The 25,306-nt window shown below is 31.3% G+C and carries 25 protein-coding genes and 1 pseudogene; 17 read left to right on the plus strand and 9 right to left on the minus strand.

Going from position 1 to position 25,306, the window contains the following annotated elements:
- The 9 genes from JBL43_RS07220 (at position 1) to lpxB (ending at position 8,799) form a co-directional block, all read left to right on the plus strand.
- Entirely contained in the window at positions 1–714 is a 714-nt protein-coding gene (locus tag JBL43_RS07220) for a LytR/AlgR family response regulator transcription factor (RefSeq protein ID WP_198840784.1), read from the plus strand.
- Positions 715–784: 70 nt separating this feature from the next.
- Complete coding sequence (locus JBL43_RS07225) at positions 785–1,702, plus strand: DMT family transporter (protein ID WP_198840785.1); 918 nt, start codon at positions 785–787, stop codon at positions 1,700–1,702.
- A gap of 27 nt (positions 1,703–1,729) precedes the next feature.
- Positions 1,730–2,815 (plus strand): diphosphomevalonate decarboxylase, encoded by a 1,086-nt coding sequence (locus JBL43_RS07230; RefSeq protein WP_198840786.1) that lies wholly within the window; start codon positions 1,730–1,732, stop codon positions 2,813–2,815.
- A 158-nt stretch (positions 2,816–2,973) separates the two neighbouring features.
- Positions 2,974–3,546, plus strand: coding sequence for a toxin-antitoxin system YwqK family antitoxin (locus JBL43_RS07235; RefSeq protein ID WP_198841077.1), 573 nt, complete (start codon positions 2,974–2,976; stop codon positions 3,544–3,546).
- Positions 3,547–3,667: 121 nt separating this feature from the next.
- Positions 3,668–4,594: a mevalonate kinase family protein gene (locus tag JBL43_RS07240; RefSeq protein ID WP_198840787.1), complete on the plus strand. Its 927-nt coding sequence runs from the start codon at positions 3,668–3,670 to the stop codon at positions 4,592–4,594.
- A 9-nt stretch (positions 4,595–4,603) separates the two neighbouring features.
- Complete coding sequence (locus tag JBL43_RS07245) at positions 4,604–5,542, plus strand: geranylgeranylglycerol-phosphate geranylgeranyltransferase (RefSeq protein ID WP_198840788.1); 939 nt, start codon at positions 4,604–4,606, stop codon at positions 5,540–5,542.
- A gap of 76 nt (positions 5,543–5,618) precedes the next feature.
- Positions 5,619–6,572 (plus strand): carbon-nitrogen hydrolase family protein, encoded by a 954-nt coding sequence (locus JBL43_RS07250; protein ID WP_198840789.1) that lies wholly within the window; start codon positions 5,619–5,621, stop codon positions 6,570–6,572.
- 71 nt (positions 6,573–6,643) lie between these two features.
- Positions 6,644–7,537, plus strand: coding sequence for a pseudouridine synthase (locus JBL43_RS07255; RefSeq protein ID WP_138952128.1), 894 nt, complete (start codon positions 6,644–6,646; stop codon positions 7,535–7,537).
- Positions 7,538–7,692: 155 nt separating this feature from the next.
- Entirely contained in the window at positions 7,693–8,799 is a 1,107-nt protein-coding gene (lpxB, locus tag JBL43_RS07260; protein WP_198840790.1) for a lipid-A-disaccharide synthase, read from the plus strand.
- Here lpxB and JBL43_RS07265 read toward each other — a convergent pair.
- On the minus strand, positions 8,792–10,129 hold the full coding sequence (locus JBL43_RS07265) for an MATE family efflux transporter (protein WP_198840791.1): 1,338 nt from the start codon (positions 10,127–10,129) through the stop codon (positions 8,792–8,794). The two genes, lpxB and JBL43_RS07265, sit on opposite strands and share 8 nt — an antisense overlap.
- A 340-nt stretch (positions 10,130–10,469) precedes the next feature.
- On the opposite strand from JBL43_RS07265, the gene JBL43_RS07270 reads away from it, so the two are divergent.
- From JBL43_RS07270 to JBL43_RS07290, 5 genes are all read left to right on the plus strand, one after another.
- Entirely contained in the window at positions 10,470–12,500 is a 2,031-nt protein-coding gene (locus JBL43_RS07270) for a ComEC/Rec2 family competence protein (protein ID WP_198840792.1), read from the plus strand.
- Between the two features lie 47 nt (positions 12,501–12,547).
- Positions 12,548–13,555, plus strand: coding sequence for a sugar phosphate nucleotidyltransferase (locus JBL43_RS07275; RefSeq protein ID WP_198840793.1), 1,008 nt, complete (start codon positions 12,548–12,550; stop codon positions 13,553–13,555).
- 41 nt (positions 13,556–13,596) lie between these two features.
- On the plus strand, positions 13,597–14,559 hold the full coding sequence (locus tag JBL43_RS07280) for a tetratricopeptide repeat protein (RefSeq protein ID WP_198840794.1): 963 nt from the start codon (positions 13,597–13,599) through the stop codon (positions 14,557–14,559).
- 1 nt (position 14,560) lies between these two features.
- Positions 14,561–15,334: a lipoprotein insertase outer membrane protein LolB1 gene (lolB1, locus tag JBL43_RS07285; protein WP_198840795.1), complete on the plus strand. Its 774-nt coding sequence runs from the start codon at positions 14,561–14,563 to the stop codon at positions 15,332–15,334.
- Between the two features lie 94 nt (positions 15,335–15,428).
- Complete coding sequence (locus tag JBL43_RS07290) at positions 15,429–16,640, plus strand: murein hydrolase activator EnvC family protein (RefSeq protein ID WP_198840796.1); 1,212 nt, start codon at positions 15,429–15,431, stop codon at positions 16,638–16,640.
- Between the two features lie 4 nt (positions 16,641–16,644).
- Here the strand turns inward: JBL43_RS07290 and JBL43_RS07295 are convergent, their stop codons facing one another.
- From JBL43_RS07295 to JBL43_RS20435, 3 genes and pseudogenes are all read right to left on the minus strand, one after another.
- Positions 16,645–17,154: an acyl-CoA thioesterase gene (locus tag JBL43_RS07295; protein ID WP_198840797.1), complete on the minus strand. Its 510-nt coding sequence runs from the start codon at positions 17,152–17,154 to the stop codon at positions 16,645–16,647.
- 123 nt (positions 17,155–17,277) lie between these two features.
- Entirely contained in the window at positions 17,278–18,033 is a 756-nt protein-coding gene (locus JBL43_RS07300) for an SPOR domain-containing protein (protein ID WP_198840798.1), read from the minus strand.
- Between the two features lie 18 nt (positions 18,034–18,051).
- Positions 18,052–18,213 (minus strand): annotated as a pseudogene (locus JBL43_RS20435) (HU domain-containing protein); the annotation flags it as partial.
- Between the two features lie 125 nt (positions 18,214–18,338).
- On the opposite strand from JBL43_RS20435, the gene dprA reads away from it, so the two are divergent.
- On the plus strand, positions 18,339–19,442 hold the full coding sequence (gene dprA, locus JBL43_RS07310; RefSeq protein WP_198840799.1) for a DNA-processing protein DprA: 1,104 nt from the start codon (positions 18,339–18,341) through the stop codon (positions 19,440–19,442).
- Between the two features lie 14 nt (positions 19,443–19,456).
- Here dprA and JBL43_RS07315 read toward each other — a convergent pair whose 3' ends face one another.
- The 5 genes from JBL43_RS07315 to JBL43_RS07335 all read right to left on the minus strand — a co-directional run bounded on the left by JBL43_RS07315 (position 19,457) and on the right by JBL43_RS07335 (position 23,476).
- Positions 19,457–19,810 (minus strand): hypothetical protein, encoded by a 354-nt coding sequence (locus JBL43_RS07315; RefSeq protein ID WP_198840800.1) that lies wholly within the window; start codon positions 19,808–19,810, stop codon positions 19,457–19,459.
- Between the two features lie 28 nt (positions 19,811–19,838).
- Entirely contained in the window at positions 19,839–20,465 is a 627-nt protein-coding gene (locus JBL43_RS07320; protein WP_198840801.1) for a carbonic anhydrase, read from the minus strand.
- Complete coding sequence (locus JBL43_RS07325; protein WP_198840802.1) at positions 20,462–22,342, minus strand: SulP family inorganic anion transporter; 1,881 nt, start codon at positions 22,340–22,342, stop codon at positions 20,462–20,464. The genes JBL43_RS07320 and JBL43_RS07325 overlap by 4 nt, the downstream gene beginning before the upstream one ends.
- Before the next feature lie 91 nt (positions 22,343–22,433).
- The gene (locus JBL43_RS07330; RefSeq protein WP_198840803.1) at positions 22,434–23,063 is read right to left on the minus strand and encodes a carbonic anhydrase family protein; all 630 of its coding nucleotides are present in this window, start codon (positions 23,061–23,063) and stop codon (positions 22,434–22,436) included.
- Between the two features lie 119 nt (positions 23,064–23,182).
- Positions 23,183–23,476 (minus strand): hypothetical protein, encoded by a 294-nt coding sequence (locus JBL43_RS07335; RefSeq protein ID WP_198840804.1) that lies wholly within the window; start codon positions 23,474–23,476, stop codon positions 23,183–23,185.
- 127 nt (positions 23,477–23,603) lie between these two features.
- On the opposite strand from JBL43_RS07335, the gene kbl reads away from it, so the two are divergent.
- Positions 23,604–24,800, plus strand: coding sequence for a glycine C-acetyltransferase (gene kbl / locus JBL43_RS07340; RefSeq protein ID WP_198840805.1), 1,197 nt, complete (start codon positions 23,604–23,606; stop codon positions 24,798–24,800).
- A 9-nt stretch (positions 24,801–24,809) separates the two neighbouring features.
- Positions 24,810–25,262, plus strand: a complete 453-nt coding sequence (locus tag JBL43_RS07345) for a 6-pyruvoyl trahydropterin synthase family protein (protein WP_198840806.1) — start codon at positions 24,810–24,812, stop codon at positions 25,260–25,262.
- Positions 25,263–25,306: the final 44 nt, after the last annotated feature.

Consider the following 25,306-nt stretch of genomic DNA (forward strand, 5'->3'; position numbering starts at 1 on the left):
TTGGCGAAACAGATTAACTGCATAATTGTAGATGACGAACCTATAGCTCGTGAAATTTTAGATACGCATTTGCAAAAAATCGATATTATAAAGGTTTCTAAATTATGCAAAAATGCTGTGGAAGCTTTTAATGCCATCAGTTCAAATAAAATTGATTTGATCTTTTTAGATATCAATATGCCCGAAATATCGGGATTAGCCTTTGCGAAATCAATCAATAAAAATATAAAGGTAATTTTCACAACCGCCTATCGCGAATATGCCATTGATGGGTTTGATTTACAAGCCGTTGATTATTTATTAAAACCCATATCTTTTGAACGTTTATTGAAAGCCATCAACAAATTCAGCAATGAAAATATTGAAATAATTGGGAAGCCAATTGTTGAAGCTTATGAAAAAAATGATTTTATCTTTGTACGTGCAGATAGAAAAATGGTTAAAATTAATTTTTCTGAAATACTATATATTGAAAGTTTAAGCGATTATATTCAAATTCATTTAATTGATAAAACCATTACTACACGAGAAACTATAAGCAATATAGAAGCGAAACTTCCACAACATCAATTTTTAAGAATACATCGTTCATTTATAATCTCAATTCATAAAATAGAATTATTTACCAATGAATTTGTAGAACTTGGCAACAAAGCCATCCCAATAAGCAGAACCTACAAAAATGATGTGCTTAAAAAATTAGAAAGTCTATAATACAGTATTGAGCATCGTAATTATAAGTAATTCATGATATTCAGAAAATTGCATTACAATACATTTGCTTATGCTATTTTCAAAAATCAAAAACTCGGCTGTACTTATTGCCATTGTTGGTATCGTTTTGTTTTCCGCAAAAGCCATTATGGTTAAATTAGCCTACCAATACAATGTAAGTTCGTTACATTTACTATTATTTAGGATGCTTTTTTCACTTCCTTTCTATTTGATAATTCTATACTTTCAGAAATCAAAATCAACAACAAATATTAAGAAACAAGATTATCTGTGGTTGCTCTTTTTTGGATTTATCGGCTATTATTTAGCTAGCTATTTCGATTTTTTAGGCCTACAATACATCAAGGCTGGTTTAGAAAGAATTATCCTGTTTGTGTACCCAACTTTGGTGCTTTTAATCTCAAGAGTTTTTCTAAAAGAAAGAATTTCACCAAAGCAGATTATCGCCATTTTAATCACCTATTTTGGAGTAATTATAACATTTAGTGGAGAATTGCAATATAACGGTGACCATATTTTCCTTGGCGGATTTCTTATCTTTTTAAGTGCCCTCACCTATGCCTCCTATCTCGTTGGTAGCGGATGGTTAATACCAAAATTTGGAGTCTTGCGTTTTACGTCTTACGCTATGATAATATCGTCAGTTTGTGTCATAATTCATTACTTAATATTCGACAGAACAAGTGTTTTTCAATATTCCTATCAAGTATATCTACTTGGTTTTATGATGGCTATTTTATCAACATTAATTCCTTCGTTTTTAGTCTCATTAGCTATTAAAAAAATAGGAGCTTCTAATTTTTCAATCATCGGTAGTATTGGTCCAATATCTACCATAATTTTAGCTTATATTTTTCTTGATGAAAGATTAACCATAATGCAATTATTAGGTGCAGTAATTGTAATCATTGGTATTACTTTTGTTTCTCTGAATAAATCTAAAAAAAATAGAAAACTTGTTCCCTAACATTTATCTTTGTGAAAAATCTCAACTTTGGAACGCGACAATTTTATTTACAAACCAACACAGAAAAGAATATTAGATGATGGCTCTTTTACATGGAAAGCTCCAAGTAATATTGCATTAGTAAAATATTGGGGAAAAAAAGAACCGCAACTTCCTAAAAATACTTCTATCAGTTTTACTTTAGATGCTTGCTCAACAATCACTACTATTGATTTTAGAAAAGGTCAACCTAACGAAAATGTCAATTTCGATATCTATTTTGAAGACGAAAAGAAGGATGACTTTAAACCGAAAATAGAAAAGTTCTTTGAGCGTATAAAACAATATGTTCCATTTATTTCAGATTATAATTTTGTAATTAAAACACAGAATACATTTCCGCACAGTAGCGGAATTGCATCTTCAGCTAGCGGAATGGCGGCTTTAACATTGTGTATTATGAGCATGGAAAAAGCCTTAAATCCCGATATTTCAGACGAATTATTTAGCAAAAAAGCCTCTTTTTTGGCTCGTTTAGGTTCAGGTAGTGCAGCTAGGAGCATCGAGGGTCCGCTTGTCGTTTGGGGTAAACACGATAAAATTGATAAGAGTTCTGACCTGTTTGGAGTAAAATTATCTGGAACTGTTCATGAAAATTTTAAAAATTACCACGATACAATTTTACTAGTTGACAAGGGAGAAAAACAAGTATCGAGTACCGTAGGCCATAACTTAATGAACAATCATCCTTTTGCTCAACAACGATTTGTACAAGCAAATGAAAACATGATTAAAATCTCAGAAGCTTTAAAATCGGGCGACTTAAAATCGTTTATAAGTATTGTTGAAAGCGAAGCACTTACGCTCCATTCTATGATGATGACCAGCCATCCATATTTTATTTTAATGAAGCCGAATACGTTAGAAATAATAAATAAAATTTGGGCATTCAGAGAAAAGACAAACTCAAACATCTGCTTTACGTTAGATGCTGGTGCCAATGTTCATATCTTATTTCCTGAAAAAGAAAAGGAAAAAGTTAACGATTTTATTATCAGTGAATTAATTCAATTTTGTCAAAATAATCATTATATTTGTGACAGGGTCGGATTTGGAGCGAGGCAAATTCAATAGATTTCCAATCCTTTTATAATTTGTTCTTTTGATTTTTTGGCCGATACAACGTTATAATAAATTCAGACTGAATTAGCAAAACGATATATATACATAGAGCTTAATCATGCAAAAGCTAGGTATATCGTTTTGAATTTTATTAACTTAAAATTTCGGTCATGAAAAACTTAACTACATTATTTTGCCTACTTACATTCCTTTTTTCTACACTTTTATTTGCTCAAAAAGACACCCTTTGGTACGATTCTAATTGGGGAGAAACAGCACGAGCCCAAGCCTCATATTACAGACCCGCACCTGATAAAAAAGATAATGGTTATTGGTGGAAAGACTATTATATTGATGGTACTAAACAAATGGAAGCCTTGTCATTAAAAGAAAATGAAGAAGTTCTCCACGGAAAAGTAATTTGGTACCATCCTAATGGAAAAGTAATGCAAACCGTTCATTATAAAAATAATGTACCTCATGGTTTACGTAAAAATTATTATATGAGTGGTCCGTTAAAAAGTGAATATTCTTATGTTAACGGTAAAATTGATGGTGCGTATGTAGCATATCATGAAAACGCCCAACTTTCAGAATCTGGTAACTATAAAATTGGAGAAAGAATTGGTGATTGGAAAGAACATTATAAAAGTGGAAAATTAAAAGCCGAAGGTAAATATGCCAATGGAAAAAAGTCAGAAACATGGCAAGTATATTATTATGATGGTACCATAGAAGATTAAACAATGACGTTTGTTTTGATAATAAACGTTATATAACAGCGTTTAAGAACCATAGAAGCAATATTATTAGTGAGATTATATTATATTTGCAACATATTATTATGTTAATATTCATAAATTGATGAAAGGACCTTTATTTTATGCTAAAATTTTACTCTTTGGTGAGTACGGAATTATAAAAGATTCTAAGGGTTTGGCGATACCATATAATTTTTTTAAAGGTGCCTTAAAAACATCAAATAATTTATCGGATACTGCTAAAAAATCCAATGAAAATTTATTGAAATATTACAACTATTTATCAGAGACTGATAACAATATTGTACATTTTAGATTGGATGAATTAAAGCGAGATATACAAAATGGTATGTATTTCGATTCTAGTATACCTCAAGGTTATGGTGTTGGAAGTTCAGGTGCCTTAGTAGCTGCGATTTACGACAAATATGCCGATGACAAAATTACTGTATTAGAAAATTTAACCAGAGATAAATTATTAAAGTTAAAAGGAATTTTTGGAATGATGGAATCTTTCTTTCATGGTAAAAGTTCCGGATTAGATCCGTTAAACAGTTATTTAAGTTTACCCATTCTGATCAACTCTAAAGATAATTTAGAGCCAACAGGAATACCATCTCAAAAAGAAGGTAAAGGTGCTGTGTTTTTATTAGATTCTGAACAAATTGGTGAAACTGAACCTATGGTTAGCCTTTTCATGAATAAAATGAAAAATGAAGGTTTTAGAAAAATGATCAATGAAGATTTTGCAAAATATACTGATGCTTGTATTGATGATTTTTTACATGGAAATGCGAAATCGCTCTTTGGAAATGTAAAACAACTCTCTAAAGTTGTGTTGGCTAATTTTAAACCAATGATTCCTAAAGCATTTCATAAACTTTGGCAACATGGTATTGATAGCAATGCCTATTATTTAAAATTATGTGGCTCTGGTGGAGGTGGCTATATTTTAGGTTTTACACCTGACTATGCAAAAGCTCAAGAGATTCTAAAAAATTATAAGCTAGAATTAGTTTACAGATTTTAATTATGGGTTATGGACTTACTTAAAGCCGCGGAAGAGAACACACCCAAAAAACCAAAAAAATACCCTTTTTACTATAAATTTTTCAGTTTACTATCTGTAGTAAGAGGTTATAATATTGTAATTATCGTAATTGCACAATATTTAGCGTCTATATTTATTTTTGCTCCTGAAAAATCGTTACGTGGCGTCTTACTTAATTTAGATTTGTATCTAATCGTTTTGGCGACTATATGTGTAATTGCCTCAGGTTATATTATCAATAACTTTTATGATGTAGATAAAGATAAAATAAATAAACCTCAAAAAACAAAGCTAGATAGTATTGTTACTCAGCAAACTAAATTATATATTTACTTTACACTTAACTTTTTAGGTTTCGCATTTGCATTTTTTGTGTCATGGAAAGCAGCAGTGTTTTTTGCAGTTTATATTTTTTCAATCTGGTTTTATTCTCACAAACTACGCCATTATCCATTAGTAAAATTATTCTCCGCCGCCATTTTAGCACTATTACCTTTTTTTGTAATTTTTGTATACTATAGGAACTTTTCTACTATCATTTTTACCCATGCTTGTTTCCTGTTTTTTATATTATTAATAAGAGAACTTATCAAAGATTTAGAAACCATACAGGGTGATATTGTTTCAAATTACATGACTTTACCCATAAAATATGGCGAACGGTTTACTAAAACCCTTATTACACTCATTGTATTTTTAACCATACCTCCTATTTTATTCTTATTAAAATATCCTGAAATAGGTTTAATGAAGTATTATTTTTATTTCACGGCAATAGTTTTATTAGTCTTTCTAATCTTATTATGGCGATCAAATACTAAAAAAAATTACATGCTCTTGCATACCATTCTTAAATTATTAATTATTGCGGGCGTGTTTAGTTTAGCCTTTATTGACACTTCTGTAATAATTAAAAGAATACTATGAAATGACTAAATAAAATTTGGAGAACACCAATATCATAATCTTGGCATTCCATCTGACCATTAAAAAATAATAACAGATGAATTCACATTTACTAAAAGTTGCTTTAGCTCAAATTTCACCTGTTTGGTTAGATAAAGACAAAACTCTTGAAAAAATTGCTTCAAATATTAAGACTGCTGCAGATCAAAATTGTGAATTAGTTGTTTTTGGAGAGGCTCTATTGCCAGGTTATCCTTTTTGGCTGGCACTAACAGGCGGTGCCGAGTGGAATACTAAAACAAATAAAGAACTCCATGCTCATTATGCAAATAATTCAATTCAAATTGAAGCTGGAGAGCTAGATAGTATTTGTAAATTGGCACAAGAAAATACTATTTCCATATATTTAGGCATAATTGAAAGAGCAAAAAATAGAGGAGGTCATAGCCTATATTGTTCACTTGTATATATCAATCAGAAAGGAGAAATACAGTCGATACATAGAAAACTTCAACCAACCTATGACGAACGATTAACTTGGGCCCCTGGCGATGGAAACGGATTACGAGTACATCCACTTAAAAATTTTACGGTAGGTGGTTTAAATTGTTGGGAGAATTGGATGCCATTACCAAGAACTGCTTTGTATGGTATGGGAGAAGATTTACATATTGCAGTTTGGCCTGGCAGTGACCATAACACCAAAGACATAACTCGATTTATAGCAAGAGAATCACGTTCGTTTGTAATCTCTGTATCTAGCTTAATGGCTAAAAGTGATTTTCCTAAAAACACACCACATTTAGAAAAAATACTTAAAAATGCTCCAGAAGTTTTAGCCAATGGAGGTTCGTGTATTGCTGGTCCGGATGGTGAATGGTTGTTAGAACCTGTTTTACATAAAGAAGGGCTACTTATTGAAACATTAGATTTTAATCGTGTATTAGAAGAACGTCAGAATTTCGATCCTGTTGGGCATTATTCACGGCCAGATGTTACTAAACTTATGGTAAACAGAGAGCGACAACAAATAATTGAGATTAAAGAGTAGTTTAAATTCCCTAAATGTATTAATTTTGCCGTTCAAACTTCTAACAATAAGAAGTTCATAAAATATATAAAATGGCAAAACAAAACTCGTCGAGAGGACGACAAGCCAAAACGTCTTCTCCAAATTCAGATTCAAAAAAGAAATCAACTACGGTAAGAAAATCTTTTAATAAAGGTAAAACTTTTACAAAAGGTAAAGCAAACCCATATAGAAAGGATATCAGAAAAGACACTCCAAAACAACGTCTTGAAGAGCCTACCGAAATCAGATTGAATAAATACATTTCTAATTCTGGAATTTGTTCTCGTAGAGAAGCTGATACCTACATTAAAGCTGGAAGTGCTACTGTTAACGGTAAAGTAATTACCGAAATGGGCTATAAAGTAAAACCGACAGATGATGTTCGTTTTGATGACGTATCAATTAATCCGGAACCAAAACGCTACGTTTTACTTAATAAACCAAAGAATTACATTACCACTATGGATGATGAACGTGGTAGACATACTGTAATGGAATTGGTTGGAAAAGCTACAAAAGAACGCATTTATCCAGTAGGAAGGTTGGATAGAAATACTACGGGTTTATTACTTTTCACTAACGATGGTGAAATGGCTAAAAAGCTAACACACCCAAAGCATAATATTAAAAAATTATACCATGCCTCTCTTGATAAAAAGTTAGCATTAACCGATTTACAAAAAATTTCTGAAAACTTTGTGCTAGAAGGTAAAATGGTCTTTGTAGATGCAATTTCTTATATAGAAAATGAATCAAAAACTGAAATCGGTATTGAAATACACTCTGGAAGAAACCGAATTGTTAGAAAAATATTTGAACATTTTGGATATAAAGTAACTAAATTAGACCGTGTTATTTTTGCTGGTATGACCAAGAAAAACTTACCAAGAGGACATTGGAAGCACTTAACACAGCAAGAAGTTAATAATTTGAAGATGATATGATGTCATTAAAATTATAATGAATAGAAAAACGAATGGTCCTCCTCTTTTTTCAAGGGGAGGTGTTCAGTGGCCGTTTTAAGCTTTAGAGAATTTTTATGGGCGGAGGGGTCCTACGGTTCAATAAAACTTTAAATCTAAACCTAAGATTAAATTAAGTGAAATATTACATCATTGTAGGAGAAGCCTCAGGTGATTTACATGCTTCAAATCTAATGAAAGCATTGCAAAAAAAAGATGCAAATGCTGAGTTTAGGTTCTGGGGTGGAGACTTGATGGAATCCGTTGGCGGCACCTTAGTTAAGCATTATAAAGACCGAGCTTTTATGGGTTTTGCGGAAGTTATTTTCAATCTTCGTAAAATTTTAGGACTAATTTCTTTCTGTAAAAAAGACATTGCACAATATCAACCAGATCATATTATTTTTGTTGATAATTCTGGTTTCAATTTGCGTATCGCAAAATGGGCAAAAAAAGAAGGTTTTAAAACCAATTATTATATATCACCTCAAGTTTGGGCGTCAAGAGCAAGCCGTGTAAAAGACATAAAACGGGATATAGATAACTTGTTTGTCATCTTACCTTTTGAAGAGGCTTTTTACGAAAAATATAACTATAAAGTTAATTTTGTAGGCCATCCTTTGATTGATGCCATTTCAGATAGAACTCAAGTAAGTGAAAAAATTTTTCAGAAAAAACACAACCTATCCGAAAAACCTATTATAGCACTATTACCTGGAAGTCGCAAGCAAGAAATAACTAAAATGCTTTCAGTAATGCTTAAAATGGTTGATAAATTTAAGGACTATCAATTTGTAATTGCAGGTGCTCCAAGTCAAGATTTTGAATTTTACAAACCTTTCATAAAAGATTCAAATGTTAAGTTTATATCGAATAAAACATATGATTTATTATCCGTTTCATATGCTGCTTTAGTAACATCTGGTACTGCCACATTAGAAACCGCTTTGTTTAAAGTACCTCAAGTGGTATGTTATAAAGCGAGTAATATATCCTATCAAATAGCTAAACGAATTATCACGTTAAAATTCATATCATTAGTGAATTTAATTATGGATCGTGAAGTCGTCACTGAACTTATTCAGCATGACTTTAATCCGAAAAGGTTAGAGAAAGAGCTCACTAATATATTGGACAATAAATACAGGGAAAAACTCTTTTTAGACTATTTTGAATTAGAAAAAAAATTAGGAGGTAAAGGTGCAAGTGATAAAGCAGCTGGGCTAATCTATAACTCTAAATAGTAGTATTGACCAAATACTTCTTCCTAAAAACAATCACCAATATAATTGTTCTTAAAAACATCCAAACGGTAAAAGCTATCCATATCGCATATAGTTTTAATCCGTAATAATCTCCGATTAATAACACAGGTATAAATCCTAAGAATGTCGCAATTAGTAGTGTATTTCTTAATGTTACGGCTTCTGCTAAGCCTTTAAACAATCCGTCAAAAACAAAAGCAATGGCATTTAAGGGTTGCATCAATAATACAATCCAAAAAATTCCATAAAAGGAATCTAAAACGTCTGTTTCTTTTGTAAAAGCCTTACCGATAGGTATATAAAATATAAAACAAATAATCGCCAAAATAAACGCTATGACAATAGCATATTTACTGAGGTCAACACTTAATTTCCATAAGCTTTTATAATCTTTCTCTCCTAATAACCTACCCGAAACAATGTTACCAACACTTGCATATCCATCAATAAAAAAAGCAAAAAACAACCATATTTGAAATGCGATTGTCTGAGCGGCTATATAATTGTTTCCATAAGCTGTAGCATAGGAATTGGCGAAATAAATAGCAATATTTAAAGACAATGCTCTTATAAATAAGTTTAAACTTAACAATAGCAATCGTTTTATTTCAGTATTAAATGGCCATAGAAACTTCAATTCGAACGGTGTTTTTTTTATGAATAAATACAAAGCCATTACCGCCATAACAACTTGAGAAATAAGACTGGCATATGCCGCACCTTCAATATGCATTGCTGGAATAAAACCCTCAATACCAAATACCAAAACAAAGTCTAAACCAACATTCAAAAGCAAGCCTGTAATACTAATTATCATAGGCCAAAACGTATTTTGCAAACCTCTGAAAACACCAAAAATTGAAAATACCAATAACGTTAATGGCAGACCAACAGCTCTAATCTTATAATAAGAAACTGTATAATTTAAAATAAGTCCCTCTGCATTATAGAGTTTAAAAATAAATTCAACAAAAGCTATGGATACAAAATACAGAATAGCACTTAATGCTAAATTAATTACAATAATTTGGGTTGGCAAAGATTGTATTTCATCTAATCTATTAGCTCCAAAATAACGTGAAATTATGGCAGATATAGCCGAACGTGTTTGAGCTAAAATCCAGATTAAAGCAGACAAAAATGAACCTGCAATACCTACCGCAGCCAATGCCTCTGTAGCATTTACATCAATATTACCGACTATCGCAGTATCTGTTAGAGAAAGCAATGGTTCTGCAATACCTGCTATTAGTGCTGGTAGTGCTAATTTATTAATATATGTAAAGGTAATTTTTGGTTTGGATTGCATGCTACTAAATCAGCCGGTTTTAAAATGCAAAGTTCGGCAATTAATTATCAAAAAAGAAGGAATAAAAAAGAGAAAAATAGTTGGCTATAAAAATGGGAAAAGCCCCAAATGACATGAGATGCAGATGAGGCTTTTAATTAAATAACTCTAAATTTAATTTCTTTAAATAGTACTTTGACTATTCACAATATTTTTAAGTATTTGGGTTGATACTTACTTCAAAGATAGGTCAGAAAAGGATTAATTTAAAGTAAATTAAACGTAAGTATTGTTTTTCTTAACAAATGGTATAGATTTAACAATAAATGGTAAATTGAGACTTATTTAATACTGTACATATTTGAAAATACTAAAATACATACCTGCACAACTTGTCTTTTTTTTAATTATTGGTATTGTGTTAGGGTTCTATATTGAATTACGTTTTCTTCTGGTTAGTGCACTCTTAGTTTTTTCATTACTATTACTATTAATAACATACTTACTTTCAAAAAAAAAGGAAAATCAGTATCATTATTTTACGGTCTGTACGTACGCTATTTTTATCCTCATAGGTTTTGCTTCGGTTACCTTTAAAAATCCTAATGTAAATGAAAAAAATTATCTCAACCATTTGTCAGATAATTCAAATGAAACGGAGTTAATAATTATAGACATTTTAAAACCCAACGCTTATTACGATAGCTACATTGCTACAGTTGTAAGCATTAACAGTGCTCATTCAGTAGGGAAAATAAAACTTAATATTTTAAAAGATTCCACAAAGAATGATTTTTCCATAGATGATAAAATCATGGTTTTTGAAGATTTTAAAGAAATTGATAAACCTTTAAATCCCTATCAATTTAATTATAAGAATTATCTAGCCAGACAGCAGATTCATCATCAAATGACAATTTATGACGGTACCATAATACCCTTAAATAATAATAAAACATCTCTAAAAGGATTAGCACATACCTTTAGACAAAAAATAAATACTTCATTACTTGAAAATGGGTTTGAGGGAGATGAGTTAGCCATAATTAATGCATTACTGTTAGGGCAGCGAAAAGAAATATCAAAAGAAATCATAGAAAATTACCAAAATGCTGGAGCCATACACATTTTAGCTGTTTCAGGATTGCATGTGGGAATAATCTTATTACTGCTCAACTTTTTGTTTAAACCTTTAGAAAGACTAAAACAGGGTAAGGTTATAAAATTATGTATTGTTGTATTCTTTTTATGGGCATTTGCTTTTATTGCGGGATTATCAGCTTCCGTTATTAGAGCAGTCACAATGTTTACTGCCGTTGCCGTAGCATTAGCAACCAAAAAAGAGATTAACACGTATAAAACCTTATTAATTTCTGTTTTCTTTCTGTTATTATTTAATCCTCTTTATCTTTTTGAAGTTGGTTTTCAACTCAGTTATTTAGCTGTGTTTTTTATAGTTTGGGTACAACCAAAATTATATAATCTATGGAAACCTAAGTATAAAGTAATTGATTACCCTTGGCAACTGTTTACGGTTTCTATAGCCGCTCAGTTAGGTGTTTTACCTCTGAGTTTGTATTATTTTCACCAATTTCCAGGGCTGTTTTTAGTGGCAAATCTTATAATTATTCCCTTTTTAGGGCTAATTTTAGGATTGGGGATATTAGTAATTCTCCTCGCTCTGTTGGACATATTACCGAATTTCATAGCCAATATATATGAAGAAATAATCTCTATACTTAATACAACAGTGGGTTGGATAGGAAAACAAGAGTCTTTCTTATTTCAGAACATTTCTTTTACCGTAGTTTCTACTATTTTAAGCTATTTGCTTATAATCACATTTTTTAAATGGTTTGAAACTAGAAACAAAACTGCCATAAAATATATTTTAATAGCTGTTATTTTTTTTCAATCGAATTTAATTCTAGAAAAATACAATACCCATCATGGATCTGAATTTGTAATTTTTAATAAATCGAGATATTCAATTCTTTTAAAAAGAAATGGTAATGCAACCAGTATTGAACATAATTTAGACAGTTTAACAAATAAAGGTTTTATTAAAGATTATTTAATCGGCACAAATTCAAAGCTTGCATCTGATGAAAATTTAATTAAAAACACCTATCAATTTGGGTCAAAAAGCATAGTTGTAATAGATAGTTTTGGTGTTTACAAAAATCTAAACATTAATCCGGAAATAATTTGGTTGCGAAACTCACCAAAGTTAAATTTAGACCGATTAATAGATCAAATGAAACCAAAAACAATAATTGCAGATGCTTCAAACTACAAAAACCTAGTAGAACAATGGCAAAAAACGAGTAAAACCAACAATATTCACTTCCATTACACCGTTAAAGATGGAGCATTTATGGAAAAATACTAAACCAGTTCAAATAACTATATTTGCTTTCTTTAAAAACAAAGTTACTTATGAAAATAATTGTCCCTATGGCAGGTATAGGTTCTCGCCTAAGACCTCACACTTTAACAATTCCTAAACCTTTAACATTAATAGCCGGAAAACCTATCGTACAACGATTGGTTGAAGACATTGCTGCTGTTTTAAAACAAAATGTTGAAGAAATTGCTTTTATAATAGGTCCTACTTTTCCTAAGGATACTGAAAGTAAATTATTGGCTATAGCAAAAGACTTAGGAGCAAAAGGTGTGGTAACAGTTCAAGAAACAGCCTTAGGTACAGCTCATGCTATACAATGTGCAAAGGAATCTTTAAATGGTCCTTGTGTCGTTGCTTTTGCCGACACGCTTTTTAAAGCTGATTTTACACTTGATGAAAATGCAGATGGTGCTATTTGGGTAAAACAAGTTGAAAACCCTAGTGCCTATGGTGTTATAAAAATGCAAAATGGTGTTATTACCGATTTCGTTGAGAAACCAGAAACATTTATTTCAGATTTAGCCATTATAGGTATCTATTACTTTAAAAAGGGTGAAATTTTACGAGACGAAATACAATATTTGTTAGATAATGATATCAAAGACAAAGGCGAATATCAGTTAACTGATGCATTAGAAAACATGAAGAAAAAAGGTATGAAGTTTGTACCTGGTCAAGTTGACGAATGGATGGACTGTGGTAATAAAGCAATCACCGTTGAAACAAATGGTAGAGTCTTGCAATTTGCAAAGCAAGCTGGACAAAACTTGGTATCAAAATCTGTAATTTTAGAAAATTCAGAAATTATAGAACCATGCTATATCGGTGATAATGTAAAGTTAATTAATGCTAAAATTGGACCAAATGTATCACTTGGCACAAATAGTGTTGTAGAAAATTCAACAATTAGTAATTCATTAATTCAAACGAATACTACGATTAAGAATGCAACTTTAGATAATGCAATGATTGGTAATAATGTTGAATACAATGGTGATTTCACCTCAATAAGTATAGGCGATTATTCTAATTTGGTTTAAGTTTAATGACAAAGTGGATTAGGCATATCATTGTTTTAATTATGATGAGTTTTTCTTTTATGGGATTTACTCAGAATGATTCATTGGCTCAAGTATTTTTAGAAACAAAAAATGTAGAAGAGCTTAAAAAAGAACAAAGCGATCTAGATTTTGAAAAGTATTTCTTTGAAGCCTTGCAACAAAAAGCTATCGGAAATTTTGATCAAGCTATCGTAGCTCTAGAAAAATGTCAAGATATAAGAAGTGATGACAAGGCATTAAATTTTGAGTTTGGTAAAAATTACTTTGAACTTGCAAAATACACAGAAGCTGAAGCCTTTGTAAAAAGTGCCTTAAAAAAAGATGTAAATAATTTGTTTATGCAAATTTTGCTGAGAGATATTTATAACCGTCAAAACAACTTTAAAGCAGCTTTAGAAGTTCAGAAAAAAATTGCTGAAAAAAATGCCAATTCCGAATTAGATTTAGTTATTCTGTATATTAAAAATAATCAAATTGAAGACGCTAAAAAGATTCTGTTAGATCTAGAAAAAAAGGGAACATTAGACGAAAATTTCCTACCCTTTAAAGAATCCATTTTAAGCGGTAGCGTTTCAACACCAGTCGATGCATCTAATGACAAAAATATAGAAGATCAAACTCTAACTGAATTAAAAGCTACCTATCAATCTGAAAAATCATTTAGAGTGTTGAAGCAGTTATTGATTAAGTTGAATGATAAAGAGAAATATTTAGAGCTGGAAAAAGAAAGTGCAACTGGAACAGAACTTTTTCCTGCCCAACCTTTCGTTTATTTAATGAATGCTAAAGCTCTTAATTATACCAAAAAATATGATCAAGCACTTCTTAAATTAGAAGTAGGATTAGATTATATAGTTGATGATGCTGTCCTTGAAGCTGATTTTTATGATCAAATGGGATTGAGCTATAAAGGATTAAAAAATAATGTTGAAGCTTCTAAGAATTATAATAAAGCAACAGCAATAAGACAAAAAAAATCATAAAATGTTAAAAAAAATTGCTTTTATAGCTATTGTACTATTGTCATTTTCGGCCTGTAAATCAAAAAAAATAACAAACACATCAGAGAATACGGCTTTGTCATCTAAAAGAGTAATCAAGAATCATTACATCAATTCCTTTGATAAAAAGACCATCAACGCCAAGTTAAAAATTAAATATAAAGGAAAAAGTAATTTACCAAGTGTAACAGGTTCATTAAGACTTCAAAAAGATGAAACCATCTGGATTAGCTTATCAAAATTAGGTTTTTCTGTAGGTAAAGTATTAATAACTCCAAATAGAGTTAGCTTTTATGAAAAAATAAACAGAACCTATTTTGATGGTGATTTTAAGTTATTAAGTAATTTCTTAGGTACAGAATTAGATTTTCAAAAAGTACAAGATCTTTTATTGGGGCAGAGTTTACTAGACCTTAAAAAAGAGTCTTTTGATATCTCTTTTTCTGAAAAAAATTATCAGTTAAAACCAAAAGTTAGCAATCCTTTATTTGATATTCTTTTTTTAATAAACCCTATTAACTTTAAAATTAATAGTCAACAACTGAATCAAAAAGAAGAAAACAATACGTTGGTTATTAATTATGGTAATTATGAAACTATAGAAAATGAATTTTTTCCTAGAGAAATTTACATTATTGCGTCAGACAAAAAAAATACTTCTACCATAGATGTTGATTATAAAACCGTTGAATTCAATAAATCACTTAGTTTCCCTTTTGAAATACCAAAAAATTACGAAAAGATAGAACTGAAATAATAAAATATTTTAGTCCAAATAAATTGGTATAACTTTGTTGAAATATTTTTAGAATCTAAAATGCTATTTATCTAAAAAAGGATAGTTTTGTAATATGAACTTAAGAGTTGTCTTATTTATTATTATCTCCATATTCTTCACGATTTCTTCGTTGGGGCAATCGAAATCTCAATTAGAAAAAAAGAGAAAACAACTTCAAGAAGAAATAAAAGAAACGCAAAATCTTTTATTTAAATCGAAAAAAGAAGCCGAGACCTTATTGTCTGAACTTGATGATTTAACTAAAATAATAAGTGTTCGTTCTCGATTAATTAGAACCATTGACGAGGAGGCAGAAGTGCTCTCAGAAGCCATTGCAAAAAATGAAAAGGAAATCAATTCATTAGAAAAAAATCTATCTGTTTTAAAAAAGGATTACGCCAACATGGTGGTAAGTTCTTATAAAAGTAAAAATAAACAAAGTCGTTTACTATTTTTACTATCCTCAGAAAGTTTTACTCAAGCCTATAAACGTTTACAGTATATAAAACAGTACGCTACTTATAGAAAAAAACAAGGAGAACAAATAAAGATTTCTGCAAATACCTTAAGTGTCTTAACTGATTCTTTACGAAATAAAGAAGACGAAAAACGACTGCTTATCGCTCTTCACACACAACAAAAAGACAGCATTGGACGTGAAAAAAATTCACAAGTAAGGTTGGTTGGTAAGGTAAAAGCAAAAGAAAGAAAATATATTGCTCAAATAAAAAGCAAACAAGCTGAAGAGCGTAAAATTGACCGACAAGTAGACAAAATAATTGCCGCTGCTATTGCCAAATCAAATAAAAGTGCCGGAAAAAAAGCATCTTCAGGGTTTCATTTAACTCCTGAAAATAAAAAATTGGCTAGTAATCTAGTTGCTAATAAAGGTAAGTTACCATGGCCGGTAAAAAAAGGTCTTATTATCAGAAAATTCGGAAAGCAAAAACATCCCACCATGCCAGGCATTACCATTAACTCAAGTGGTATACATATTGCAACGGAAAAAGGAGCCAAAGCCAGAGCTATTTTTAAGGGAAAAGTCTTATCTATCCAACTACAATCTGGCAGAAAAAAAATGGTACTGATACAACATGGTAATTACATTACTGCATATAAAAACCTTGATGATGTATTGGTTAAATTAGGCGATAATGTTGATACTGGAGTTGAAATAGGCACAATTCATACGGATGCAATTAATGGTAAAACCGTTCTCATATTCAGTTTTATGAAAGAGATACATCCTCAAAACCCTGAATCTTGGATTGGTAAAATCCTTTAAAGACTTAAGCAAAAAGAGCCTTTAACTCATCGGCTTCTTCAGGTTTCATTTTACCAGACAAAATTAAACTTAATTGCTTTCTGCGTAGAGCTCCTTCAAAACGTTCTTTTTCTAACTCTGTTTCAGGTTTAATAACAGGTACTTTTACAGGAGAGCCCGTTAAATCGACCGCGACAAAAGTGTAAATACCTTCGTTCACCTTTGATTTCTCACCACTTTCACGATCTTCTGTCCATACATCAGCATAAACTTCCATAGACGAGTTAAAAGCTCTAGAAACCTTCGATTCTATAATTAACACACTACCTACAGGTACGGCTTTATTAAAAGCTACGTGATTTACAGATGCCGTTACTACTATTCTATTCGAGTGCCTTTGTGCGGCAATACTACAAGCTCTATCCATTCTTGCTAAAAGCTCACCACCAAAAAGGTTATGTAAAGAATTCGTTTCTCCAGGCAGTACCATATCAGTTAATACCGTTAAAGATTCTTTTGGAGTTTTTATTTTCATTTTAAAAATGTTAATCGTTATTTAAGTAGGCAAAGATAGAACGGTAACTCTAAATAAATAGTATAATGAAAAAAATATTAATGTAGTCAGTAATTCGTTAAATGGAAGGATATAGAAAGGTCTTTACAAATCTTGAGTTAATAACCAAGCAGCAGCATTGGCCTCGGTTTCTCTAATTCTGTATAAGCTATTAATAGCGTCATTTATTTCGCTATAACTTTCGTAAGAAACTTGCGTCAACCCCCATTTGTTAGCTCCTAAAACTCGAGCCTTGTAACCATTTGAGATCAATTGATTTACCAAACGCTGAGCATTCTCTGGATAACGAAAGGCACCCGCTATAATATGATAAGGTTTTTTATCTAACGACACTTCTACACTCAATGATGGCAAAGCTTCAGATACAATAAAAGTAGCTTTTTCAATTTTGGTTTGCGTTTCACGCAACTGTTCTTGATTCGCAATATTTTGCTGCTCTGAAAGGTTTTTTTGATAAATAGAATTAGCTCCCAAACCTAATAAAGAAAGCCCTATTACGAATATGGCTGCATATTTTAAAAATGCATTAGATTCTTTTTTCCTTTTTGCGTCTAACTGAACTGGTCTTGCAACAATTGGTGGCGTTTCCTTAAGTAACGTTTCTCTTTTCACTTCTGGTAGAACAAAAGAAGACATTCCAAATGATTCCGTTAAATAATTAATCTCTGTTTGAGTTTCAAAGATTATAGTATCATTATTATCTAAAGAAAACTTACCTATAGATTCTAACGTTAAATCTGATTGTTTAATAATATCATACCATTGACCAACTTCAAATTTTATAAAATTTAAAGCATGCTCGTAAGGTACTTGGTCTAACGCTGCAATATAATTTGCCAATAAACCATCATTATTTTTTAAATGACTATTAAAAGTAATGAGCTTATGAGGAGGATAAAATGTTTTGGAATACGGACTGATAATTGCCGATTTTGTATTCGTTACAAAACCACCAAACCCAGGTACAATTACACATTCGTAACGATATAATAAATCACTTATGTAATTACAAAGTCTCAGTTGAGTAAAGTTTTAGGGGTTAAAAGTCTAGTGCAACAAATGTAAAAAAAACTTTAGTTTAATTTAGTAATGCTTCACTTTTTTATTAACAAAGTTTGTATCTTGAAATTTTTAAAACCTAAAACTTGAAAAACGAAGAACTACTTCATTTATTAGCATTAATTAATGCCAATGGCGTTGGTGATGTTATGGCTAAAAAATTAATAGCTCAATGTGGTAGTGCAACAGCTATATTTTCAGAAAACAAACAAAGTTTAGCGAAAATTCAAGGCGTAGGAACTTCAATTACATATGCCTTAAAAGACAAAACTATATTTGAAAGAGCTGCAGAAGAAATTGAATTTATTGAAAATAACAATATTCAATATTCCTATTTTCAAGATGATGATTATCCTAATTACCTAAAACATTGTTTTGATGCCCCAATGTTCTTTTTCAAAAGAGGAAACATTGACATTAACAATTATAAAACCATTAGCATAGTAGGTACGAGACAGATGACTAGTTATGGTAAAGCTGTACTAGAAGAACTCATTATAAATTTAAAAGAATACAATCCTGTTATTATTAGCGGCTTGGCCTATGGTGTAGATATTCATGCACATAAACTAGCCTTAGAACACAAATTGCAAACGGTTGCGGTATTGGCTCATGGTTTGGATAGAATTTACCCTACCCTACATAAAAAACAAGCTGATCAAATGCTCAAAAATGGAGGTTTAATAACAGATTTTTGGTCAAAAACGAATCCTGATAGAGAGAATTTTGTTAAAAGAAACAGAATTGTGGCCGGGCTATCGCAAGCGACAATTGTCATTGAATCTGCTGAAAAAGGAGGTTCACTAATTACGGCTGATATCGCCAATTCTTACAACAGAGATGTATTTGCCATTCCTGGTAGAATTACTGATGCCTATAGCAGAGGTTGCAACCAGTTGATAAAAACCAACAAAGCAGCTTCCTTAACTTCTGCAAAAGATATAGCTTACATCTTAGGATGGGAAAAAGATGATGAAAAGAAAAAAGCTATTCAGCAACAATTGTTTATTGAACTGAATGACACTGAAAAAAAAGTTTATAATTATCTACTAAAAGAAGGAAAACAACAACTAGATATTATTGCATTGCACTGTAACTTGCCTATTTTTAAAATTGCTACTTTACTACTAACATTAGAATTGAAAGGAGTAATTAAACCGTTGCCAGGTAAAATTTTTGAAGCTATTTAAATTTTTAAACGCAATTATATCACTCCTTTTTCAACAAAATACTGTACCACGGCCTCTTTCATTAAAACAGATTGTTCGCCTGCTTTTAAAAAAGGTAATTCTTCTTTACTTTTGAAATGTGGCCAGCCATCATCATCGAAAAAATCAAATTCGTAATAACCAAGCGGTTCTAATAATCTACAAATAGCAATATGCATTAAGTCGACTTTATCGTCTTTCTTAAATTTACGATACCCTTGCCCTAATTCTTGAACACCAATTAAATAGATAATAGCATCCAGGTCAACGGCTTCTCCATCGGCAAATTGCATTGAAATTTTAGACTTCAACACTTCCCATTTTTCTTTTAATTCTATATCTCTAGACATTCTTCTTTCTTATAAAAACCTTGCAAATTTAATCTAAATGATAGATCTCCATGATATGTTCTAAGATATTTTCAAAATCAATTTTCAAATCAATCAGTTTACCCGTATGTATATCGAAAACCCAACCATGAACTTTCAAATCTCTTTCTCTATATGCTTTTTGTACGGCTGCAGTTTTAATTAAATTAATACATTGTTCTTGTACATTTAGTTCAACTAATTTATCATACTTTTTTTCTTCATCTTTTATGCCATCTAACTCAGCCTTATGAATACGATATACATCCCTAATATTTCTCAACCACGGGTTTAAAATACCTAAATCTGCTGATTGCATAGCCGCTTTTACACCACCACAAGCATAATGCCCACAAACAACAACATGATTTACTTTTAAATGATCAACTGCATAATTAACAACTGACATTACATTTAAATCAATGCTAATAACCATATTGGCGATGTTTCTGTGTACAAAAACATCGCCAGGTTCTAAGCCCATTAAATCTTCAGCTGCCACCCTACTATCTGAGCATCCTATATACAATAACTCTGGGTTTTGACCACTTCCTAATTTAGTAAAGTAGTCATTATCAACAGCTAACTTATTATGAATCCACTGTTTATTATTATCAAAAATACTATCTAGATTCATTTATTATTTTTAGTGCCATTATCTTTAACATTCGCTTTTATCCAAACTAAACATTCTTTAAAAGTAGCAAAAATATTCTCTTTTGGAATTAGATCAGGAATAATATCAATACGTTCCATTAAATAATAAGGCTGCTCTAAAACATCAACCAGTAAAACATCTTTTCCTTGTTGTTTTAAATCTACAAAAACATCCTCTAAAGCATACAATCCTGATTGATCTAAGTATTGCATCCTATCCATTCTGAAAACAACGGCAGTTGCTGTTTCTGGTATTTGTTTTGATAAACTCTGAAATTCGCTTGTAGAACCAAAAAACAATGGACCTTTAACATGTTTTATAAACACCTCTTCTTTTAATTTCTCTGGCATTTCCATTTCATCATCCCAATATTTCTCTTTTGACAATGACTTCACATCTGAACGTTTCGCTGTTAGATCACCAATTTTTTTCATAAACATTAACGAAGCAATTACAAGTCCAATACCTACGGCATAAACCAAATTCCAAAACGTAGAAAGCAACAAAACAACAATCATAATTATTACTTCAGAACTCACTTTTATTCCGGCAATTTTTGCATCTCTTGGTAAACTAGGAATTGCTCTTAGGCCTTTATAATCCATTACTCCAATACCTACGGTTATTAAAATACCTGCCAATACTGCTGCTGGTATCTGTGATGCTACAGGACTCAAAACCAATAGAATTACAAGTAACATAACACCAGCAATCATTCCTGAAAGCTTTGTTTTACCACCAGCATTAATATTTACAACCGTTCTAATCGTTGCTCCTGCTCCTGGTAAACCTCCAAAAAGTGCTCCAATAGAATTTCCAATTCCTTGACCCACTAATTCTTTATTTGGTTTGTGCTTTGTTTTTGTCATATTATCTGCTACAACACTCGTTAACAAGGAATCAATAGCTCCTAATAAAGCTAGGGTAAGAGCCGTAAAAATATAAGGCGTTAGGCTGCTTAAACTAAACTCCGTAAAAATTTCTAATTTAGGAATGGGTAACCCTGTTGGTATTTGTTCAATAGGTCTATAAGGCAAATCAAAACCAACAGCAACTCCTGACACAACAACAAGTGCCACTAATGCACTTGGAATTTTCGTTGTAATTCTCTTAAAACCGTAAATAATGATAATAGTAGCTAACGCCAATATTAGTTCTAAAAAATTAATATTTTGCAAGGCTCTACCTATAACTTTAAAAGTACCCAAAACACCAGAAGCCTCTTTACCTGCTAAGGTTTTAGATTCTTTATTGATATCTTCCTCGGTTATTAATTCGGCTCTTCTAGTTGTTTCTGTAAAATTTTCTAAAACTAAAAGACCTTCACCTGCTTCCTCTTTTAGTATATTCTCTAAAATAATCTCTTCAGCCTGCGGTTTAAATTGATTTACATATGCTACATCTTCCTTTGGGTAATAACCAACGGCTGGTAGTATTTGGGTAACTAAAATAATGACCCCAATGGCCGTCATAAAACCAGATACAACCGGATAAGGAATATATTTAATATACTTACCCATTCCGAGTACACCAAGACCTATTTGCATTAATCCGGCTAATAAGAAAACTGCTAAAATTACTGGTAAGGCTTTATTGACATCCCCATCATAAGCAGCTACTAAACCTGCTATTATCACCATACTTACCGCCGTCATTGGTGCCGTTGGTCCAGATATTTGTGTGCTGGTACCTCCAAAAAGTGCTGCAAAAAAACTGATAAAGATAGCTCCATATAATCCTGCACTTGGTCCTAATCCAGAAGATACCCCAAAAGCTAAAGCTAATGGTAAAGCTACAATCCCTGCAGTAATTCCTCCAAATGCATCTCCTCTAAAATTTGAAAATAATTTTTTCATATAATACTATTTTATCGTTTTGATTAATTGTTATGCCATTTTTAGAGCATAATTTATATTTTATTACAGTAGTCTTGTATAATCAGAAAGATTATTCATCAAACTTTACTTCACCCGAATTTACATCATACATGGCTCCAATAATTCTAATTTCACCATTTTTTTCCATTTCAGTAAGTATTGGGCTTTCAGCATGGATTCTATCAATCATTAATTGCACATTCACATGTGATACTTCGTCTACAAATTCTAAATTTTTCGAGTTTCTTAACTTTTCATCTTTAGGCTCTGAAACAGCATGAACTGCCGGTGTTATTTTTTGAACTAACTTAGTTAAATTGCCCATTTCTGCATGATCACATGCACCTTTTACCGCACCACAACTTGTATGTCCTAAAACTACAATTAGCTCCGTTCCAGCTAACTTACAGGCAAATTCCATACTACCCAAAATATCCTCATTAACAATATTACCTGCTATACGTACACTAAAAATATCGCCAAGTCCTTGATCAAATACCAATTCAGCTGACACTCTTGAATCTATGCAACTTAAAATAGTAGCGAATGGAAATTGTCCGTCACTTGTATCGTTTACTTGCTCTAGAAGATTTCGGTTAGCTTTTAGATTGTTTTGAAACCTTTGGTTTCCTTCTTTTAAATATTCCAATGATTTTTGAGGAGTCATTGTAGCCTGAGTTTCTTTTGTATGTGCTTTCATTCTTAATTTTTTTATGTTTAATATATTATTATAATAGCTTTAACCTAAACCAATAATAGTATGGTTTATATGTTAAAAAGTAAAAGATAAATCTTCAATAAAGATTTATACCTATAAAATTAAGAAAATTCAGGCGGTGGTAAGAGAAGTTTTGGAAAATAATTTGAAGATAACTCCCCATAACGTTGGTTACTTAATAGGGCAAATTCTGAAATAAAATCTTCATTATTTTCATTTTGGAATATTTTAATTTTAATGTCCTTCTCCAATTCGTTTTCCTTTTTTTCTTCTTCATTTAAACTAAACACCGAAGAAATATCATTAGAACTATCTAATAAAGAAATAATAGTAGGTGTTAAAATAAAATTAACAAATACTACTAATAAAATAATAGAAAGACTTTTTTTCAACATTAATATTCCAGATTTATGGAAGGCAAATATAATATTTTTAAATTAACGAGTCACCTGTTTTTAGACCTTTTTCCAAAAGGATACTTAGAAATCTATTACATTTGTATTTTTACAAAAACACTCAATTATGTACAGCAATATCAAACAATACTTACAAAACGAATTACAAGATATTAAAGAAGCAGGTTTATATAAATCTGAACGGATTATTACTTCCGCTCAAGATGCCGTTATAAAAATATCTACTGGTCAAGAAGTGATTAATTTTTGTGCAAATAATTACTTAGGACTTTCTAACCATCCTGAAGTTATTCAAGCAGCAAAAGACACTATGGACACACATGGTTACGGTATGTCTTCCGTTCGTTTTATCTGTGGCACACAAGACATTCATAAAGAATTAGAAAAACGCATAGCTAGTTTTTATGGTTTTGAAGACACTATTTTATATGCCGCTGCTTTTGATGCCAATGGCGGAATTTTTGAACCCCTTTTAGGAAAAGAAGATGCTATTATTTCTGATTCTTTAAATCATGCTTCAATTATTGATGGTGTTCGTCTGTGTAAAGCAGCACGTTATCGGTATGAAAATAACAATATGGAGGAATTGGAAGCTCGATTAAAAGAAGCCAATGAAGCGGGAGCTCGATTTAAACTAATTGTTACAGACGGCGTATTTTCAATGGATGGAATTGTTGCTAGCTTAGATAAAATATGTGATTTAGCTGAAAAGTATGATGCCTTAGTTATGGTAGATGAATGTCACGCCACAGGATTTATTGGCAAAACAGGAAAAGGCACATTAGAATTAAAAAATGTACTAAATCGTGTTGATATTGTTACAGGAACATTAGGAAAAGCATTGGGCGGAGCCATGGGTGGATATACGACCGCTAAAAAGGAAATTATTGAACTATTAAGACAACGTTCTAGACCTTATTTATTTTCAAATTCGTTAGCTCCAGCTATTGTTGGAGCCTCTTTAAAAGTATTTGACTTGCTAGAAAATGACACTTCCTTACGAGATAAATTAGAATGGAATACCAATTATTTCCGTAACGGGATGGAAAAAGCAGGGTTTGACCTTGTAGGTGCAGATGCTGCAATTGTGCCTGTAATGTTATACGATGCAAAATTATCTCAAGATATGGCAAATGCTCTGTTAGATGAAGGTATATATGTTATTGGATTCTTCTTTCCTGTAGTACCAAAAGAAAAGGCGAGAATCAGAGTACAGTTATCGGCAGCACATAGTCAAGAACATTTAGATAAGGCAATCGCTGCTTTTACTAAAGTAGGAAAACAACTTAATGTCATTCAATAAATTTAACCTATGAGCATCATACGAATTACTAAACATTTCGATTTTGAAACAGCACATGCACTATATGGTTACGATGGTAAGTGTAAAAATATTCACGGGCATAGTTATCAATTGTATGTTACCATAATAGGTATCCCAATTAACGATGCCAATCATGTAAAAAACGGAATGGTACTCGATTTTGGAGATTTAAAAAATATTGTAAAATCTGAGGTTATAGATATTTTTGACCATGCCACAGTATTAAATGCGAATTCACCACACAAAGAATTAGCGGCTAAAATTGAAAGCCATTCGTCAAGAGTTATTTTGGTAGATTATCAGCCAACGAGTGAGAATATGCTTGTAGATTTTGCCAATAAAATCAGTAAAAATTTACCAAATTCAGTTACATTACATTCTTTAAAATTATGCGAAACCAATAATTCATATGCAGAATGGTTTGCTTCAGATCAGTCTTAGAAAAATCGCAATGACCACTGTGGTAAAAATTTCCTTAATTTTGA

The organism is Aureibaculum flavum (genome assembly GCF_016406085.1).
Taxonomy (GTDB): Bacteria; Bacteroidota; Bacteroidia; order Flavobacteriales; family Flavobacteriaceae; genus Aureibaculum; species Aureibaculum flavum.

Coding starts and splice junctions, on each gene's coding strand:
- JBL43_RS07225 (WP_198840785.1), top strand. CDS start 785: ATGCTATTTTCAAAAATCAAAAACTCGGCTGTACTTATTGCCATTGTT.
- JBL43_RS07235 (WP_198841077.1), top strand. CDS start 2,974: ATGAAAAACTTAACTACATTATTTTGCCTACTTACATTCCTTTTTTCT.
- JBL43_RS07240 (WP_198840787.1), top strand. CDS start 3,668: ATGAAAGGACCTTTATTTTATGCTAAAATTTTACTCTTTGGTGAGTAC.
- JBL43_RS07245 (WP_198840788.1), top strand. CDS start 4,604: ATGGACTTACTTAAAGCCGCGGAAGAGAACACACCCAAAAAACCAAAA.
- JBL43_RS07250 (WP_198840789.1), top strand. CDS start 5,619: ATGAATTCACATTTACTAAAAGTTGCTTTAGCTCAAATTTCACCTGTT.
- JBL43_RS07255 (WP_138952128.1), top strand. CDS start 6,644: ATGGCAAAACAAAACTCGTCGAGAGGACGACAAGCCAAAACGTCTTCT.
- JBL43_RS07265 (WP_198840791.1), bottom strand. CDS start 10,129: ATGCAATCCAAACCAAAAATTACCTTTACATATATTAATAAATTAGCA.
- JBL43_RS07275 (WP_198840793.1), top strand. CDS start 12,548: ATGAAAATAATTGTCCCTATGGCAGGTATAGGTTCTCGCCTAAGACCT.
- JBL43_RS07280 (WP_198840794.1), top strand. CDS start 13,597: ATGATGAGTTTTTCTTTTATGGGATTTACTCAGAATGATTCATTGGCT.
- lolB1 (WP_198840795.1), top strand. CDS start 14,561: ATGTTAAAAAAAATTGCTTTTATAGCTATTGTACTATTGTCATTTTCG.
- JBL43_RS07290 (WP_198840796.1), top strand. CDS start 15,429: ATGAACTTAAGAGTTGTCTTATTTATTATTATCTCCATATTCTTCACG.
- JBL43_RS07295 (WP_198840797.1), bottom strand. CDS start 17,154: ATGAAAATAAAAACTCCAAAAGAATCTTTAACGGTATTAACTGATATG.
- JBL43_RS07315 (WP_198840800.1), bottom strand. CDS start 19,810: ATGTCTAGAGATATAGAATTAAAAGAAAAATGGGAAGTGTTGAAGTCT.
- JBL43_RS07320 (WP_198840801.1), bottom strand. CDS start 20,465: ATGAATCTAGATAGTATTTTTGATAATAATAAACAGTGGATTCATAAT.
- JBL43_RS07325 (WP_198840802.1), bottom strand. CDS start 22,342: ATGAAAAAATTATTTTCAAATTTTAGAGGAGATGCATTTGGAGGAATT.
- JBL43_RS07330 (WP_198840803.1), bottom strand. CDS start 23,063: ATGAAAGCACATACAAAAGAAACTCAGGCTACAATGACTCCTCAAAAA.
- JBL43_RS07335 (WP_198840804.1), bottom strand. CDS start 23,476: ATGTTGAAAAAAAGTCTTTCTATTATTTTATTAGTAGTATTTGTTAAT.
- kbl (WP_198840805.1), top strand. CDS start 23,604: ATGTACAGCAATATCAAACAATACTTACAAAACGAATTACAAGATATT.
- JBL43_RS07345 (WP_198840806.1), top strand. CDS start 24,810: ATGAGCATCATACGAATTACTAAACATTTCGATTTTGAAACAGCACAT.